The 14,825-nt window shown below is 63.5% G+C and carries 13 protein-coding genes; 12 read left to right on the top strand and 1 reads right to left on the bottom strand.

The genetic code is table 11. The features are described from left to right. Positions 1-434 precede the first annotated feature (434 nt). Both HU766_RS18085 and HU766_RS18080 read left to right on the top strand, forming a co-directional pair. On the top strand, positions 435-1,637 hold the full coding sequence (locus tag HU766_RS18085) for an NAD(P)/FAD-dependent oxidoreductase (RefSeq protein ID WP_186659465.1): 1,203 nt from the start codon (positions 435-437) through the stop codon (positions 1,635-1,637). A 227-nt stretch (positions 1,638-1,864) separates the two neighbouring features. Beyond that, complete coding sequence (locus tag HU766_RS18080) at positions 1,865-3,490, top strand: methyl-accepting chemotaxis protein (RefSeq protein WP_186659463.1); 1,626 nt, start codon at positions 1,865-1,867, stop codon at positions 3,488-3,490. 137 nt (positions 3,491-3,627) lie between these two features. Here the strand turns inward: HU766_RS18080 and HU766_RS18075 are convergent, their stop codons facing one another. Then, positions 3,628-5,031: a cytosine permease gene (locus HU766_RS18075; protein ID WP_186659461.1), complete on the bottom strand. Its 1,404-nt coding sequence runs from the start codon at positions 5,029-5,031 to the stop codon at positions 3,628-3,630. 316 nt (positions 5,032-5,347) lie between these two features. Between HU766_RS18075 and HU766_RS18070 the strand changes: the two genes are divergently transcribed. From HU766_RS18070 to HU766_RS18025, 10 genes are all read left to right on the top strand, one after another. After that, positions 5,348-5,833, top strand: a complete 486-nt coding sequence (locus HU766_RS18070) for a flavin reductase family protein (RefSeq protein ID WP_033697327.1) — start codon at positions 5,348-5,350, stop codon at positions 5,831-5,833. Positions 5,834-5,899: 66 nt separating this feature from the next. Further along, positions 5,900-6,940: an LLM class flavin-dependent oxidoreductase gene (locus HU766_RS18065; RefSeq protein ID WP_043203125.1), complete on the top strand. Its 1,041-nt coding sequence runs from the start codon at positions 5,900-5,902 to the stop codon at positions 6,938-6,940. 230 nt (positions 6,941-7,170) lie between these two features. Further along, positions 7,171-7,767: an amino acid synthesis family protein gene (locus tag HU766_RS18060; protein ID WP_033697324.1), complete on the top strand. Its 597-nt coding sequence runs from the start codon at positions 7,171-7,173 to the stop codon at positions 7,765-7,767. A 68-nt stretch (positions 7,768-7,835) separates the two neighbouring features. Beyond that, positions 7,836-8,669, top strand: a complete 834-nt coding sequence (locus HU766_RS18055; RefSeq protein WP_033697323.1) for an alpha/beta fold hydrolase — start codon at positions 7,836-7,838, stop codon at positions 8,667-8,669. Beyond that, the gene (locus HU766_RS18050; protein ID WP_047583887.1) at positions 8,666-10,147 is read left to right on the top strand and encodes an aldehyde dehydrogenase; all 1,482 of its coding nucleotides are present in this window, start codon (positions 8,666-8,668) and stop codon (positions 10,145-10,147) included. The genes HU766_RS18055 and HU766_RS18050 overlap by 4 nt, the downstream gene beginning before the upstream one ends. A gap of 13 nt (positions 10,148-10,160) precedes the next feature. Then, entirely contained in the window at positions 10,161-10,646 is a 486-nt protein-coding gene (locus HU766_RS18045; RefSeq protein ID WP_033697321.1) for a flavin reductase family protein, read from the top strand. An 84-nt stretch (positions 10,647-10,730) separates the two neighbouring features. Next, complete coding sequence (locus HU766_RS18040; protein WP_033697320.1) at positions 10,731-11,120, top strand: carboxymuconolactone decarboxylase family protein; 390 nt, start codon at positions 10,731-10,733, stop codon at positions 11,118-11,120. Positions 11,121-11,208: 88 nt separating this feature from the next. Then, positions 11,209-11,973, top strand: coding sequence for a GntR family transcriptional regulator (locus HU766_RS18035; RefSeq protein ID WP_033697319.1), 765 nt, complete (start codon positions 11,209-11,211; stop codon positions 11,971-11,973). 2 nt (positions 11,974-11,975) lie between these two features. Further along, complete coding sequence (locus tag HU766_RS18030; RefSeq protein WP_033697318.1) at positions 11,976-12,539, top strand: NUDIX hydrolase; 564 nt, start codon at positions 11,976-11,978, stop codon at positions 12,537-12,539. A 102-nt stretch (positions 12,540-12,641) separates the two neighbouring features. Continuing rightward, positions 12,642-14,825: a response regulator gene (locus HU766_RS18025; RefSeq protein WP_186659459.1), complete on the top strand. Its 2,184-nt coding sequence runs from the start codon at positions 12,642-12,644 to the stop codon at positions 14,823-14,825.

Here is a 14,825-nt window from a genome sequence, read left to right as displayed (position 1 = left end):
GAATTCAGGCGCTACGGTGCAGGTGGAGGGACGGGGCGTTTGCGCATCTGGGTCAGCAGGAGCTTGACCGGCGGGATCGACAACACGTGGAACAGGCTCGAAAGCGGAGAAGGAGTCATTGAGGTCGGCCCGTATCCATCTGCGCAGGGCGCGAAATGGGGGCCTGAGGGGCGGAAGATACGTGTGATCTCGTGCATGGGGGCTGAAATGGCCTCTTTTCTTTATGGTTTCCTTTTTATCTATAACGGATGGGGGTGGGGATATCAAGGTTTGCGGCCCCGCCGCCCCCTCCTCCCTGCCACTGCAGGAGGGGGTGGATAAGAAAAAAAGCTTGCAGGCAACAACTACGACCAATACAGTCGTAGTTATTCGAGAGGCACCTTGCGTGTGATCGAAGCCCCTTTTTCTCTATCCGACCTCTGCGGAGTACTTGCATGAAATCCAACATCCTGATCATCGGTGCCGGCTTTGCCGGTGTCTGGAGCGCCCTGAGCGCTGCCCGCCTGCTGGACCAGGCGCAACGCGAAGACGTGCGCATCAGCGTGCTCGCCCCGCAACCCGAACTGCGCATTCGCCCACGTTTCTACGAGGCGGATGTGCAGGCCATGAAGGCACCGCTGGGCGAGCTGTTCGAGGCCGTGGGCATTCACTTCATCCAGGGCAACGCTGACCGCATCGATGCCGACGGGCGCAGCGTCAGCTACACCGACGCCGCAGGGCAGCAACAGCAGCTCGGCTACGACCGCTTGATCCTCGCCGCCGGCAGCCAGGTAGCACGCCCGCCGGTGGCGGGCCTGGCCGAACACAGCTTCGATGTCGACCAGATGGAGTCGGCCATCGCCCTTGAGCAGCACCTGCTGCGGCTGGCCGCCCTGCCCGCCTCCCCGGCACGCAACACGGTAGTGGTCTGTGGGGGCGGGTTTACCGGCATCGAGACCGCCACCGAAATGCCCGCGCGCCTGCGCGCCATCCTGGGTGACGACAGCGCGGTGCGGGTGCTGCTGGTCGACCGCGGCGCCAGCGTGGGCGCGGCGCTGGGCGCGGGCATCACCCCGTCGATCCAGGCCGCCTCGGCGCAGGCGCGTGTGCAATGGCTGACCGGCACCTCGGTGGTGGCAGTCGACGCCGGCGGGGTGACCCTTGACAACGGCGCGTACATCGCCAGCAACACCGTGATCTGGACCGCAGGCGTCAAGGCCAGCCCATTGACCGCACAGGTCGCTGGCGAACGTGACGGCGCGGGCCGCCTGCGGGTCGACGAGCACCTGAAAGTGATTGGCCAGGCGCACATCTATGCCACGGGCGACACTGCGTGGGCCGCCGTCGACGACCTGGGCAACCACGCCCTGATGACCTGCCAGCACGCCATCCCCATGGGCCGGCACTCTGGCAACAATGCGGCCGCCGACCTGCTCGGCGTCGAACCTGTTATCTACCGCCAGCCCAAATATGTCACCTGCCTCGACCTGGGTGACTGGGGCGCGGCCTACAGCGAGGGCTGGGAACGGGAGCTGAAGCTGCACGGCCAGGAGGGCAAGGCGCTGAAACGCCAGATCAACTCGGTATGGATCTACCCGCCAGCCGCTGACCGCGCGCAGGCACTGGCCGCTGCCGACCCGTTGATCCCGATCGTATGACGTCTGATTGCGGGCAAAACCGTCAGTAAACGACGGATTTGCCCGCACACGTCGTTACATTGAATGACTGGTCAATAATGATGGCACTGTGACATCATTTAAATAAAAACGTAAGAGGGTGAGGCACACACACTAAATCCGCAGCGCATCGAGAGCTGGCACCCCCTGGTGAGCCGGCCTTCCGTCCATGCTCTTGACGCCTGCACGCCACCGTCAAGGAGCATTCCATGCAATTACGGAATATGAAGATCGGCATTCGCGCAGCCAGCGTATTCGCCCTGTTGGGCGTATTGGTACTGGCCATGGGCATGATAGCCCTCTATGAAACCCGGCAAATGGATGAGGCCACGGATGAAATCCGTGTCACCTGGATGCCGGCCGTGGTAGCCCTCAGTGAAATCAGCAGCAACCTCGGCCGAGCGCGTGCCATCACCCTGCGCGCAGCGCTGGAAGAAACCGACCTGGAGCGTGCGCGCAGTCTGGACATGCTCAAAAGCATCAATGCGCAACTCAAGGACGGCCTGAAGGATTATGACAACACCATCGTCGCCGCCGATGACCGCGCCCTGTTCAACCGCTTCAATACCGCCCACGAGCAATACGTCAGTCTTCAGGCGCAGGTCATCAGCGACATCGCTGCCGGGCGCCTCGACCAGGCCAAACTGCAGATCAACGGCCCGCTTTCCGAGCATGCCGACAGCATGATGAAAGCCATGGCGGCGCTGATCGCCTACAACGGCAAGGGCGCCGAAGAGGCCTCGCAACGCAGCAGCGACGTCGCTGACCAGGCGTTGACCGCGATCATCGGTTCATTGCTGGTCATCATGCTGGTACTGGCCGCCATCGCCACACTGCTCACCCGCAGCATCGTGGTGCCCCTGGCCGATGCCGTGGCCGTGGCCGAGCGCGTGGCCACCGGCGACCTGACCCAGAACATCCAGGTCACCGGCCGCGACGAGCCTGCCCTGCTGCTGCGCGCCTTGGGCCGCATGCAAGAGAGCCTGCGCGACACCTTGCGCAAGATCGCCGCCTCGTCCGACCAACTGGCCTCGGCCTCCGAAGAGCTGCATACCGTCACCGAAGACACCAGCCGCGGCCTGCATCAGCAGAGCGCCGAAATTGACCAGGCAGCCACCGCAGTCAACCAGATGACCGCCGCCGTGGAAGAAGTGGCCAACAATGCAGTGAGTACCGCTGACGCCTCCAAAGGCGCCGACCGCACCACCCGTGACGGCCGCGACCAGGTCAACCAGGCGCTGGCGTCGATCCAGCACCTGGTCGACGACGTGACCGGCACCTCGGCCGAAATCGAACAGCTGGCCAGCAACGCCAACGAGATCAGCCGGGTGCTCGATGTGATCGGCGCAATCGCCGGGCAAACCAACCTGCTGGCGCTCAATGCCGCCATCGAAGCCGCCCGCGCGGGTGAGGCCGGCCGCGGGTTTGCGGTGGTGGCGGATGAAGTACGCGCCCTCGCCCACCGTACCCAACAGTCGACGGCAGAGATCGAGCAGATGATCGTGGGCATCCAGACCGGCACCGAGCGTGCGGTGACGGCCATGCACAGCAGCCAAGGGCGCGCTGCGGGTACCCTGGAAGTGGCGCAGGGTGCGGGCCAGGCGCTGGAGGTGATTGCCGAGGCCATCGCCTCGATCAACCAGCGCAACCTGGTAATCGCCAGCGCCTCTGAAGAACAGGCACAGGTGGCGCGCGAGGTGGACCGTAACCTGGTGAACATTCGTGACCTGGCGATGCAGACATCGGCGGGGGCAAACCAGACCAGTGCAGCGGCGCAGGACTTGTCGCAGTTGGCAGTGGACCTGAATGGCATGGTGGCGCAGTTCAAAGTCTGATCAGGAATAACCGGGCTGCTTTGCAGCCCATTCGCGGGACAAGCCCACTCCCACAGGTTGATTCAGTTTTTTGAGTGATCCTGTGGGAGCGGGCTTGTCCCGCGAATGGGCCGCAAGGCGGCCACCCGTTGCAACTGTCAGTCGTTGACGCTGATAACCCGCGCACTGTTTACCGCCTGCCCTCGCGTGGCCAGGCAGTAATACAGCGGCACCGTCACCAGCAAGCCGATCAACCAGGACAAATCAGCCCCTTCGACAAGGTTCGAATACGGCCCCACATACAGCGCGGTATTGGCAAACGGCAGCTGCACCGCAATCCCGCAAGCATAGGCAATGATCGCGTGGTGGTTGAAGCGGCCATAGATACCGCCGTCGGCACTGAAGATAGACGCGATGTCGTACTGGCCCTTCTTGATCAGGTAGAAGTCGATCAGGTTGATCGAGGCCCACGGCACCAGCACCAGCAACAGCGCCAGAATCAGGCCGATGAACTGGCCGATGAAGTCCGCCGATGCATTCAGCGCCACCAAGCCACAGCCCAGCAGAATTACCGAGGCCAGGGCCACCCGCACCTTGATGCTCGGCGTCCACTTGGCGAAGAAGGTCTGGATGGCCGTGACGATCGACAGCACCGCGCCATACAGGTTGAGCGCGTTATGGCTGATGATGTTGAGCAGGAACAGCACCATCAGGATCGGCCCCAGCCAGCCGGTGGCTTGCTTGACCGCGTCCATCGCGTCGGTGCCTTCTGGCACGCACAGCACCGCCACTGCACCAAAGCTGAAGCACAGGATGGTGCCCAGGGTGGCGCCGAAGTAGGTCGCCCAGAACGGCTTGGCAATGCCCACTTCCTTGGGCAGGTAGCGCGAGTAGTCCGAGGTGTACGGCGAGAAGCTGATCTGCCAGATCGTGCCCAGCGACACGGTGGCGATGAAGCCGGACAGGTTGAACGCCCCACGGCTGAAGAAATCAGCCGGCAGCTCCTGGACGAACATCATGATGAAACCGGCCAGCAGCGCCGAGCCCATGACCCAGGTACCGATGCGGTTGAGGATATGGATGAAGCGGTAGCCGATCACGCCGATGGCCGTCGCGCTGAGGGCGCCGATGACGATGGCACCGGGCATCGGCACGCTCGGGGCGATGCCGTGGATGGTCTTGCCCGCCAGCACGATATTGGAAATGAAGAAGCCGACGTAGATCAGCGCCGTGAAGAACACGATCAGCAACGCACCATAACGGCCAAACTGGCCGCGGCTCTGGACCATCTGCGGAATGCCCAACTGCGGTCCCTGCGCAGAAGCCAGCGCGATGACCACGCCCCCGGCAAGATGGCCAAGCACGATGGCGACCAGGCCCCACAACAGGTTCAGGTGGAACACCTGGACCACCATGGCGCCGGTGACGATGGGCAGTGGCGCAATGTTGGTGCTGAACCAGAGGGTGAACAGGTCGCGCGCCTTCCCATGGCGCTCGGCAGGTGGAACGTAATCGACCGTGTGATTCTCGACAAACTGGTGTTGCGATGACGGTTGGGACATGGTTTTCAGCTCGAAAGGTCGTTTTTATCTTTGTAAGGAAACCGCGTCTAGGCGGCCTCTCAGCTGCGGACCATATTATGGTATTCCAAACTTTTGACAACACTGATTCGGTCTAAAAATCTTTAACTGATCCGGTTCAGCAGCCGCGCTCAGGCCGTCTCGCTTTCGCCAAACCCACTATTCACGCGGCTTTGCGCCATTCATCGCGAATTTTGTGCGCTAGAAAATTCCGCTTGCAAATCGAGTATTACGGTATACCATCAGACACATCAACGATAAAAAGCGGCCCACCGCTACCCCTTTCGAGGAACACGCCATGATCGACGCAACCGTCTATAAGAACGTCCTGGGCTCCTTCCCCTCAGGCGTCACCGTCATCACCACCCTGGACGACGACGGCTCGATCGTCGGCCTCACCGCCAGCGCCTTCTCTTCGTTATCGATGGACCCGCCGCTGGTGCTGTTCTGCCCCAACTACAGCTCCGACTCCTACCCTGTGCTGATCAAGCAAAAGCGCTTCGCCATTCACCTGCTGTCCGGTGAACAGCAAGCCGAAGCCTATGCCTTCGCGAAAAAGGGCAAGGACAAGGCCACCGGCATCGAGTGGACCCTCAGCGCCTTGGGCAACCCGTTGCTGGCCAATGCCACCGCCATTATCGAATGCGAACTGTGGCGTGAATACGAAGGTGGCGACCACGCCATCATGGTCGGCAAAGTGCACAACCTCATCGTCCCCGAGCAAGCCCCGCAGCCGATGATCTACTGCCGCGGCAAGATGGCCAGCCTGCCCGCCTTCGCCTGAAGCACCTAGCCTTATTACTGACGCCTGGTGCGCCAGGCGAGACTTTCAAGCTCCGAGGAAAGCCCCATGAAATTTTCGTTGTTCGTACACATGGAACGTTGGGATGAACAGGTCAGCCATCGCCAGCTGTTCGAAGACCTGACCGAACTGACCCTGATGGCCGAGCACGGCGGTTTCAGCACCGTGTGGATCGGTGAACACCACGCCATGGAATACACCATCTCGCCTAGCCCGATGCCGCTGCTGGCCTACCTCGCTGCGCGCACCGAGAAGATTCGCCTGGGCGCCGGCACCATCATCGCGCCGTTCTGGAACCCGATCCGCGTGGCTGGCGAATGCGCCCTGCTCGACGTGATCAGCAACGGCCGCATGGAAGTGGGCCTGGCACGTGGCGCCTACCAGTTCGAGTTCGATCGCATGGCCAATGGCATGCCCGCCACCGACGGCGGCAAAGCCCTGCGCGAGATGGTACCGGTGGTGCGCAAGCTGTGGGAAGGCGACTACGCCCACGACGGCGAGGTGTACAAGTTCCCCACCTCCACCAGCGTACCGAAGCCTTTCAACGCCGAACCGCCGATGTGGATCGCCGCCCGCGACCCGGACTCGCACAACTTCGCCGTGGCCAACGGCTGCAACGTCATGGTCACCCCGTTGATGAAGGGTGATGAAGAAGTGCTGGACCTGCGCAACAAGTTCCAGGCGGCCCTGGACAACAACCCGGATGTGCCACGCCCGCAACTGATGGTGCTGCGCCACACCCACGTGCACAGCCCGTCCGAGCCTGAAGGCTGGAAGGTCGGCGCCCAGGCCATTTCGCGCTTCTATCGCACCTTCGATGCCTGGTTCGGCAACAAGACCGTACCGGTCAATGGCTTCCTTGCGCCAAGCCCGGAGTCGAAGTTTGCCGAAGTGCCGGCGTTCCAGCTGGAGAACATCCGCAAGAACACCATGATCGGTACACCCGAAGAGATCATCGCGCGCATCAAGTACTACCAGGAACTGGGCGTCGACGAGTTCAGTTTCTGGTGCGACAACAGCCTGCCCCACGCCGAGAAGAAGAAGTCGCTCGAGCTGTTCATCAACGAAGTGGTGCCGGCATTCGCCTGAATTCCCTTTGCCTGAAGTAGTTGCGGGATCAGCCCGCTCCCGGGGGTCCTCGTGGCCCTCGCGAGCGGGCATTTTTTTGAGTTTTCGGCCGGTACAGATGCCGCGCAAATCAAGGGATCAAGACGCCTTTCGTCCCCCGGCAAGAGATTTTTCCAGCCCCCTCTTGCACAACAAATATTATGGTATACCATCAGACAACAAGAGCTGATAACCCTCACCAGGAGCCACCCATGAGTTTCGAAATCCGCAAGATCGTCACCTACTCCGAAGAGACCCGCATCGAAGGCGGCAAGGCCACCGACAAACCGGTGACCATGGTCGGCCTGGCTGTGGTGATCAAAAACCCATGGGCCGGTCGCGGTTTTGTTGAAGATCTGAAGCCGGAAATCCGCGCCAATTGCTCCGAGCTGGGTGCGCTGATGGTCGAGCGCCTGATTGCCGCCATCGGCGGTGCCGACAAGATCGAAGCCTACGGTAAAGCCGCAGTGGTCGGCGCCGACGGCGAAATCGAGCACGCCTCTGCCGTGATCCACACCCTGCGCTTTGGCAACCACTACCGCGAAGCGGTGCAGGCCAAGAGCTACCTGAGCTTCACCAACAAGCGCGGCGGCCCAGGCACCTCGATCCAGATCCCGATGATGCAGAAGGACGACGAAGGCCTGCGTTCGCACTACATCACCCTGGAAATGCAGATCGAAGACGCCCCACGTGCCGACGAAATCGTCGTGGTCCTGGGCGCCGCCGACGGTGGCCGTCTGCACCCGCGCATCGGTAACCGCTACATCGACCTGGAAGAACTGGCTGCCGAAAAAGCCAACGCTCAATAACAACAACCAAGACGGGCCGGGGCGTGGCGTGCTTACCCGCCGCGCCCGACCTTCAAGGAGCGCCCTCCATGATTCAGCCTGTCGCTGAACGCACACCGGCCGGGACCAGTTACCTGGTTCAAGGCCAGGGCCAGGCTGTGGTACTGATCCACGGCGTGGGCCTGAACAAAGAAATGTGGGGTGGTCAGTTCGTTGGCCTGGCCAACGACTACCGCGTCATCGCCTATGACATGCTCGGCCACGGCCAGAGCGCGCTGCCAGCCGCCGACACCAGCCTGGAAGGCTACGCCGCCCAACTCGCCGAGCTGCTCGACCACCTGCAGATTGCCCAGGCAACCGTCATCGGCTTCTCCATGGGCGGCCTGGTAGCCCGCGCCTTCGCCCTCGCCTACCCGCAACGGCTGGCGGCGCTGGTGGTGCTCAACAGTGTGTTCAACCGCACCCCCGAGCAAAGTGCCGGGGTAATCGCCCGCGCCGCCCAGGCTGCAGAACTGGGCCCCGACGCCAACGTCGACGCCGCCCTCGACCGCTGGTTCAGCCGTGAATACAAGGCCGCCAACCCAGCCCAGGTCGCCGCCATTCGCCAGGTACTGGCGAGCAACGACCCGCAGGGCTACCACACTACCTATTCGCTGTTCGCCACCCAGGACATGTACCGCGCCAGCGACCTGGGCAGTATCCAGGTACCGACACTGATCGCCACCGGCGAACTCGACTCGGGCTCCACCCCGGCCATGACCCGCCAGCTTGCCGCCAGCATTCCGGGCGCGCACAGCGTGGTCCTCGCCGAGCAACGGCATATGATGCCGGTGGAAGCACCGCGTGAAGTCAACAAGATGCTGTTGGACTTCCTCAAGCAAGCCCGCACCCTCACCGAATCCGCCAAGGGGATTGTTGCATGACCCTCGTACGTTTCCAGATGTGCATCGACGGCCAATGGCTCGATGCCCAGAGCGGCAAGACCTTCGACAGCCTCAACCCGGCCACCGCCCAAGCCTGGGCGCAACTGCCCGACGCCGACGAAGCCGATGTGGAGCTGGCCGTGCAGGCCGCCCAGCGCGCGTTCGACAGCAAGGCCTGGCGCAGCATCACCGCCACTGCGCGCGGCAAGCTGCTGCGCCGCCTGGGTGACCTGATCGCCGAGAACAAAGAGCACCTGGCCCAGCTGGAAAGCCGTGACAACGGCAAGCTGATCCGCGAAACCCGCGGCCAGGTCGGCTACCTGCCAGAGTTCTTCCACTACACCGCAGGCCTTGCCGACAAGCTCGAAGGCGGCACCTTGCCGTTGGACAAGCCGGACCTGTTCGCCTACACCGTGCACGAGCCGATCGGCGTGGTCGCCGGGATCATCCCGTGGAACAGCCCGCTGTACCTGACCGCGATCAAGCTGGCCCCGGCCCTGGCCGCCGGCAACACCATCGTGCTCAAACCGTCCGAACATGCCTCGGCGACCATCCTCGAACTGGCTCGCCTGGCCCATGAGGCCGGCTTCCCGCCGGGCGTGGTCAACGTGGTCACCGGCTACGGCCCAAGCACCGGCGCGGCGCTCACCCGCCACCCGCTGGTGCGCAAGATCGCCTTCACCGGCGGCGCCGCCACCGCCCGCCACGTGGTGCGCAGCAGCGCCGAGAACTTCGCCAAGCTGTCGCTGGAGCTGGGCGGCAAGTCGCCGAACATCATCTTTGCCGACGCCGACCTGGACAGCGCCATCAACGGCGCCGTGGCCGGCATCTATGCCGCCTCCGGGCAAAGCTGCGTGGCCGGTTCTCGCCTGCTGGTGCAGGACGAGATCTTCGACGAATTCGTCGCCCGCCTGGTCGAGCGTGCCAAGCGCATCCGCATCGGCAACCCGCAGGACGAGGCCAGTGAAATGGGCCCGATGGCCACCGCCCAGCAACTGGCCGTGGTCGAAGGCCTGGTCGCCGCGGCCAAGGCTGAAGGGGCCAAGCTGCACTTGGGCGGCAAGCGTGCCGAGGTCGAGGGTGACGGCTGGTTCTACGAGCCGACCCTGTTCGAGTGCGACAGCAACGCCATGACCATCATGCAGGAAGAGGTGTTCGGCCCAGTGGCTGCGGTCATCCGCTTCAAGACCGAGGAAGAAGCTCTGGAAATCGCCAACGACTCGCAGTTCGGCCTCGCCGCCGGCATCTGGACCCGCGACCTGGGCCGCGCCCACCGCCTGGCCCGCGACGTGCGCTCGGGCATCATCTGGGTCAACACCTACCGCGCGGTATCGGCCATGGCGCCGATCGGCGGCTTCAAGAACAGCGGCTACGGCCGTGAAAGCGGCATCGATTCGGTGCTGGCCTATACCGAGCTGAAGACCGTGTGGATCAACCTGTCCACCGCGCCCATGCCCGACCCGTTTGTGATGCGTTGAGAGGTAGCACGAGATGATCGAACCAGGCATCTACAAAGACGTGATGGGCTCGTTCCCGTCCGGCGTTACGGTGGTCACCACCCTGGACGCCGACGGCGGCATCGTCGGCATCACCGCCAGCGCGTTCAGCGCGCTGTCGATCGAGCCGGCGCTGGTGCTGTTCTGCCCCAACTACGCCTCCGACACCTACCCGATCCTGCGTGACAGCAAGCAGTTCGCCATTCACCTGCTGTCTGCCGACCAGACTGCCGAGGCTTATGCGTTTGCCGGCAAGGGCAAGGAGAAAGCCAAAGGCATCGACTGGCACCTGAGCGAGTTGGGCAACCCGTTGCTGGCCAAGGCCACGGCGATCATCGAGTGCGAACTGTGGCGCGAGTACGACGGCGGTGACCACGCGATCATCGTCGGCGCGGTGAAGAACCTGGTGCTGCCGGCTGCGCCGGTGACGCCGATGGTTTATCACCGGGGCAAGCTGGGCGCCCTGCCGCCACTTGGCTGACAGACACCGACCGTCCTGCTTTTAGGGGCCGCGCTATCGCCTCACCCTCGGTAGCGGCCCCTGTTTTCTTCCGGAGTACAGTGCATGAGCAACGAAAAGTACGAGAAAGGCCTGCAGATCCGCACCCAGGTGCTGGGCGAGGAGTACGTCAACCGTTCCATCCAGAACGCCGACGAGTTCACCAAACCGCTGCAGGAGCTGGTCACCGAGTACTGCTGGGGCCATGTCTGGGGCCGCGATGGCTTGTCGCTCAAAGAGCGCAGCATGATAAACTTGGCCATGATTTCCGCGCTCAACCGGCCCCACGAACTCAAGCTGCATATCCGCGGCGCATTGCGTAATGGGCTGAGCCGTGAACAGATTCGCGAGATCCTGCTCCAAGTCGGCATTTATTGCGGCGTACCCGCGGCGGTGGACAGTTTCCGCCTGGCCCGCGAAGCGTTCGCCGAAGCCGATGCGGAGTCAACCCGTTAACAACGGGCTGTTCGAACCACTGCAAGGAGTGCCAAGGTTCCAGGCACTCCGCGATGTTGGCGCAACAGCCTCATAAAGAGCGCACCTGATGAAACGCCAGCCACTCGACGACAGCTTCAAGGTCAACCGCAACCCCGTTACCCTGCGCGAAATCGTGCTCGACAAGCTGCGCGCCGCGATCATGAACTTCCATCTGCTGCCGGGTGACCGCCTGGTAGAACGCGACCTCTGCGACCGCCTCGGGGTCAGCCGTACCTCGGTGCGAGAAGCGCTGCGCCACCTGGAATCCGAAGGCCTGGTCGAATTCGCCGATGCCAAAGGCCCGCGCGTGGCAATCATTACCCTGGAAGATGCCCGCGATATCTACGAGCTGCGCTGCGTGCTCGAAGGCCTGATCGTCCAGCTGTTCACGCTCAATGCCAAGGCCAAGGACATCCGCGCCCTGGAACGCGCGCTGGAGGTCAACCGCGAAGCGCTGGAAGAAGGCGAGCTGCAACAGGTGCTCGACTCGGTGCAAGGCTTCTACGACGTGCTGCTGGAAGGCTCCGGCAACCAGGTCGCCGCCCAGCAGCTGCGCCAGTTGCAGGCACGCATCAGCTACCTGCGTGCCACCTCGGTCTCGCAAGAGAACCGCCGGGGTGCCAGCAACCGGGAGATGGAAAAGATCGTCGAGGCGATCAAGGGCGGCGACCCGCTGGTTGCCCACCAGGCCTCGGTCGATCACGTCCGCGCTGCCGCCAAGGTAGCCCTGGACTACCTGCGCCAGAAGCAGGATGACAACACCAAGGTGCGCGACATGGTCGAGCCCCTGGCCCTCAAAGAACCCCGTATAGAACCCCGCATAGGCCGCTGACCATGCCCAACGCCCCGCGCTACTGCCCGCACTGCACCACGGAACTGGCTCGGGGCGTTCCCACAGGCGACACCCACGAACGCCTGCGCTGCACCGCCTGCGGTTACATCCATTACATCAACCCGAAGATCATCGCCGGCTGCATCATCGAGCGCGATGGCAAGTACCTGTTGTGCCAGCGCGCCATCCCGCCGCGCCCTGGCACCTGGACCTTGCCTGCAGGCTTCATGGAAGCGGGCGAAACCACCGAGCAGGCGGCGTTGCGCGAAGTGTGGGAAGAAAGCGGCGTGCACGCCGAAATCGTCTCGCCCTATTCGATCTTCAGCGTGGCCAAGATCAGCGAGGTGTACATCATCTTCCGCGCCATCGCCACCCAGGAGACCGGGCAGTTCGGGCCGGAGACCCTGGCCTACAAGTTCTTCGAACCGGGGGAAATCCCCTGGGACGAGATCTACTATCCGGCGATCCGGCAGATTCTAGAGCGCTACATTCTTGAGCGCCAGGCGGGGGTTTACGGCATCTACATGGGCAACGACGATACCGGCAAGGTGCACTTCATTCGCTGAGCCTGCCCCGCGAAAAGGCCGGACCAGGCGACATAAAGGCCTCGCCAATTGGCCATTCTCGGTGCACCCTTATGCTCCCAGGCAAAAGGATCGGCAGAGCACATGGCGAAATGGCTAGATGGCGGCGGGCTGATGGCCGAACACATCCGCCAGCATGATTGGCACAGCACCCCACTTGGCCCGCTGCAGGCATGGCCCAGCGTACTCAAGACGACGGTGGCCCTGTGCTTGGGCTCGCGCTTCCCGCAGGCAGTGCTATGGGGCAATGAGCTGATTACCCTCTACAACGACGCCTTCACCGAGATTCTCGGCAGCAAGCCACAGGCCCTGGGCCGCCCGTTCAGCGAGGTGTGGCAGGAAGCCTGGGGCGAGATCGGCGCCATGGCCGACCGCGCCCTGGCCGGTGAAGCGGTGTTCATCGAAGACTTCCCGCTGGTCATCGACCGCAACGGTGGCCCCGAGCGCGCCTATTTCACCTTCTGCTACAGCCCCATCCGTGGCGAGGACGGCAGCGTGCTGGGCATGCTCGACACCGTGACCGAAACCACCACCAGCGTGGTCAACAGCCAGCGCCTCAACTTCCTCGACGGCCTGGGCCGGGAGGTGGCCAACGCCACCGACCCCGAGCGGATCATGGCCATCACCACGCGCATGCTGGTCGAGCACCTGCAGCTTTCCAGCTGCGCCTACGCGGTCATGGATGCAGACCAGGATGGCTTCAACATCTGTGGCGACGCCGTGTCAGCCGGTTCACCACGGCTGATCGGCCAATACCGCCTGGCCGACTTCGGCCGCCTGGCAGTCAGCCAGTTGCGCGCTGGCGAGCCGCTGGTCATCAACGACAACCTCAGCGAACTGGCCGCCGAAGAAGCGGCGACCTTCCAGGCCATCGGCATCACCGCGACCATCTGCATGCCGCTGATCAAGGACGGTCGCCTGACCGCACTAATGGCCATCCACGACAAGGCGCCCCGGGTGTGGACCGGCTACGAGCTGCGCTTGATCGGCGAGGTGACCGAGCGCTGCTGGTCGCATATCCAGCGGGTCCAGGCCCATGCCGAAGTACGCGAGGCAATGGCGGCGCTGGAGGCGCTCAATGCCACGCTGGAACAGCGCGTCGACCAACGCACCAGCCAACTGCTGCACACCGAAGCCGTGTTGCGCCAGGCGCAGAAGCTTGAAGCCATCGGCCAGCTGACCGGTGGCGTGGCGCACGACTTCAACAACCTGCTGACCATCATTCGCTCGTCGTTGCACTTCCTGCAGCGCCCCGACCTTGAGCAAAGCCGTCGCGAACGCTACCTGAAGACCATGGCCGACACCGTCGACCGCGGCGCCAAGCTGACCGGCCAACTGCTCGCCTTCGCTCGCCGCCAGGCATTGAGCCCGCAAGTGTTCGAGGCCGGGCCACGCCTGGAAGCCATGGCCGAGATGCTCGACACCGCCACCGGAGCACGCATCAAGGTGGAACTGCAACTGCCAGCCGCGCCTTGCCATATCCGCGCCGACCTCAGCCAGCTCGAGACGGCGGTGATCAACCTGATGCTCAATGGTCGCGATGCCATGGCCGGCGAAGGCACCTTGCGCCTGCGCCTGTTGGCCGATCAGCACATGCCCGCGCTACGTGGTCAGCCTGCGCCAGCGGGCACGTTTGCGGCCATCTCGGTGGTGGACAGCGGTATCGGCATTGCCGCGAAGTTGCTCGACCGCATCTTCGACCCCTTCTTCACCACCAAGGCCCCCGGTGAAGGGACCGGGCTTGGCCTGTCCCAGGTGTTTGGTTTCGCCAAGCAGTCCGGTGGCGATGTAGCCGTGGTCAGCGTCGAGGGCGAAGGCACAACGTTCACCCTGTACCTGCCGCAAGAGGCCCCGCCTGCCGAACCGGCCGACGTCACCGCCGCCCCCACCCAACCCGAGGTCGGCAAGGCGCGAGGGCGGATACTGGTGGTGGAGGACAACCCCGACCTCTGCACGTTCACCGCGCAGATTCTCGAGGACCACGGCTACCGGATCAGTTGGGCAAATTCGGCAGAGGAAGCGCTGGCCTTGTTGGCCGGCCCGGCGGGCGATTTTGATGCCGTGTTTTCCGATGTGCTCATGCCCGGCATGGGGGGCTTGGCACTGGCCCGCGAACTGCGGCGCCAACGCCCGCAACTGCCGGTGATCCTCACCTCGGGCTACAGCGATGCGATTGCCGAAGGCGGCCACCAGGGCTTTGCCTTCCTGGCCAAGCCGTACTCGGCCGAGCAGGTGTGCCAGATGCTGGCCAAAGTGCTGGGAAGCTGA

The organism is Pseudomonas sp. SWRI77 (assembly GCF_014269105.1).
Lineage (GTDB): Bacteria > Pseudomonadota > Gammaproteobacteria > Pseudomonadales > Pseudomonadaceae > Aquipseudomonas > Aquipseudomonas capeferrum.
This window is presented reverse-complemented; position numbering and strand designations above follow the sequence as displayed.

Bases quoted from the DNA above. Each gene is read 5' to 3' on its own strand.
- HU766_RS18085 (WP_186659465.1), top strand. From the start codon at position 435: ATGAAATCCAACATCCTGATCATCGGTGCCGGCTTTGCCGGTGTCTGG.
- HU766_RS18080 (WP_186659463.1), top strand. From the start codon at position 1,865: ATGCAATTACGGAATATGAAGATCGGCATTCGCGCAGCCAGCGTATTC.
- HU766_RS18075 (WP_186659461.1), bottom strand. From the start codon at position 5,031: ATGTCCCAACCGTCATCGCAACACCAGTTTGTCGAGAATCACACGGTC.
- HU766_RS18070 (WP_033697327.1), top strand. From the start codon at position 5,348: ATGATCGACGCAACCGTCTATAAGAACGTCCTGGGCTCCTTCCCCTCA.
- HU766_RS18065 (WP_043203125.1), top strand. From the start codon at position 5,900: ATGAAATTTTCGTTGTTCGTACACATGGAACGTTGGGATGAACAGGTC.
- HU766_RS18060 (WP_033697324.1), top strand. From the start codon at position 7,171: ATGAGTTTCGAAATCCGCAAGATCGTCACCTACTCCGAAGAGACCCGC.
- HU766_RS18055 (WP_033697323.1), top strand. From the start codon at position 7,836: ATGATTCAGCCTGTCGCTGAACGCACACCGGCCGGGACCAGTTACCTG.
- HU766_RS18050 (WP_047583887.1), top strand. From the start codon at position 8,666: ATGACCCTCGTACGTTTCCAGATGTGCATCGACGGCCAATGGCTCGAT.
- HU766_RS18045 (WP_033697321.1), top strand. From the start codon at position 10,161: ATGATCGAACCAGGCATCTACAAAGACGTGATGGGCTCGTTCCCGTCC.
- HU766_RS18040 (WP_033697320.1), top strand. From the start codon at position 10,731: ATGAGCAACGAAAAGTACGAGAAAGGCCTGCAGATCCGCACCCAGGTG.
- HU766_RS18035 (WP_033697319.1), top strand. From the start codon at position 11,209: ATGAAACGCCAGCCACTCGACGACAGCTTCAAGGTCAACCGCAACCCC.
- HU766_RS18030 (WP_033697318.1), top strand. From the start codon at position 11,976: ATGCCCAACGCCCCGCGCTACTGCCCGCACTGCACCACGGAACTGGCT.
- HU766_RS18025 (WP_186659459.1), top strand. From the start codon at position 12,642: ATGGCGAAATGGCTAGATGGCGGCGGGCTGATGGCCGAACACATCCGC.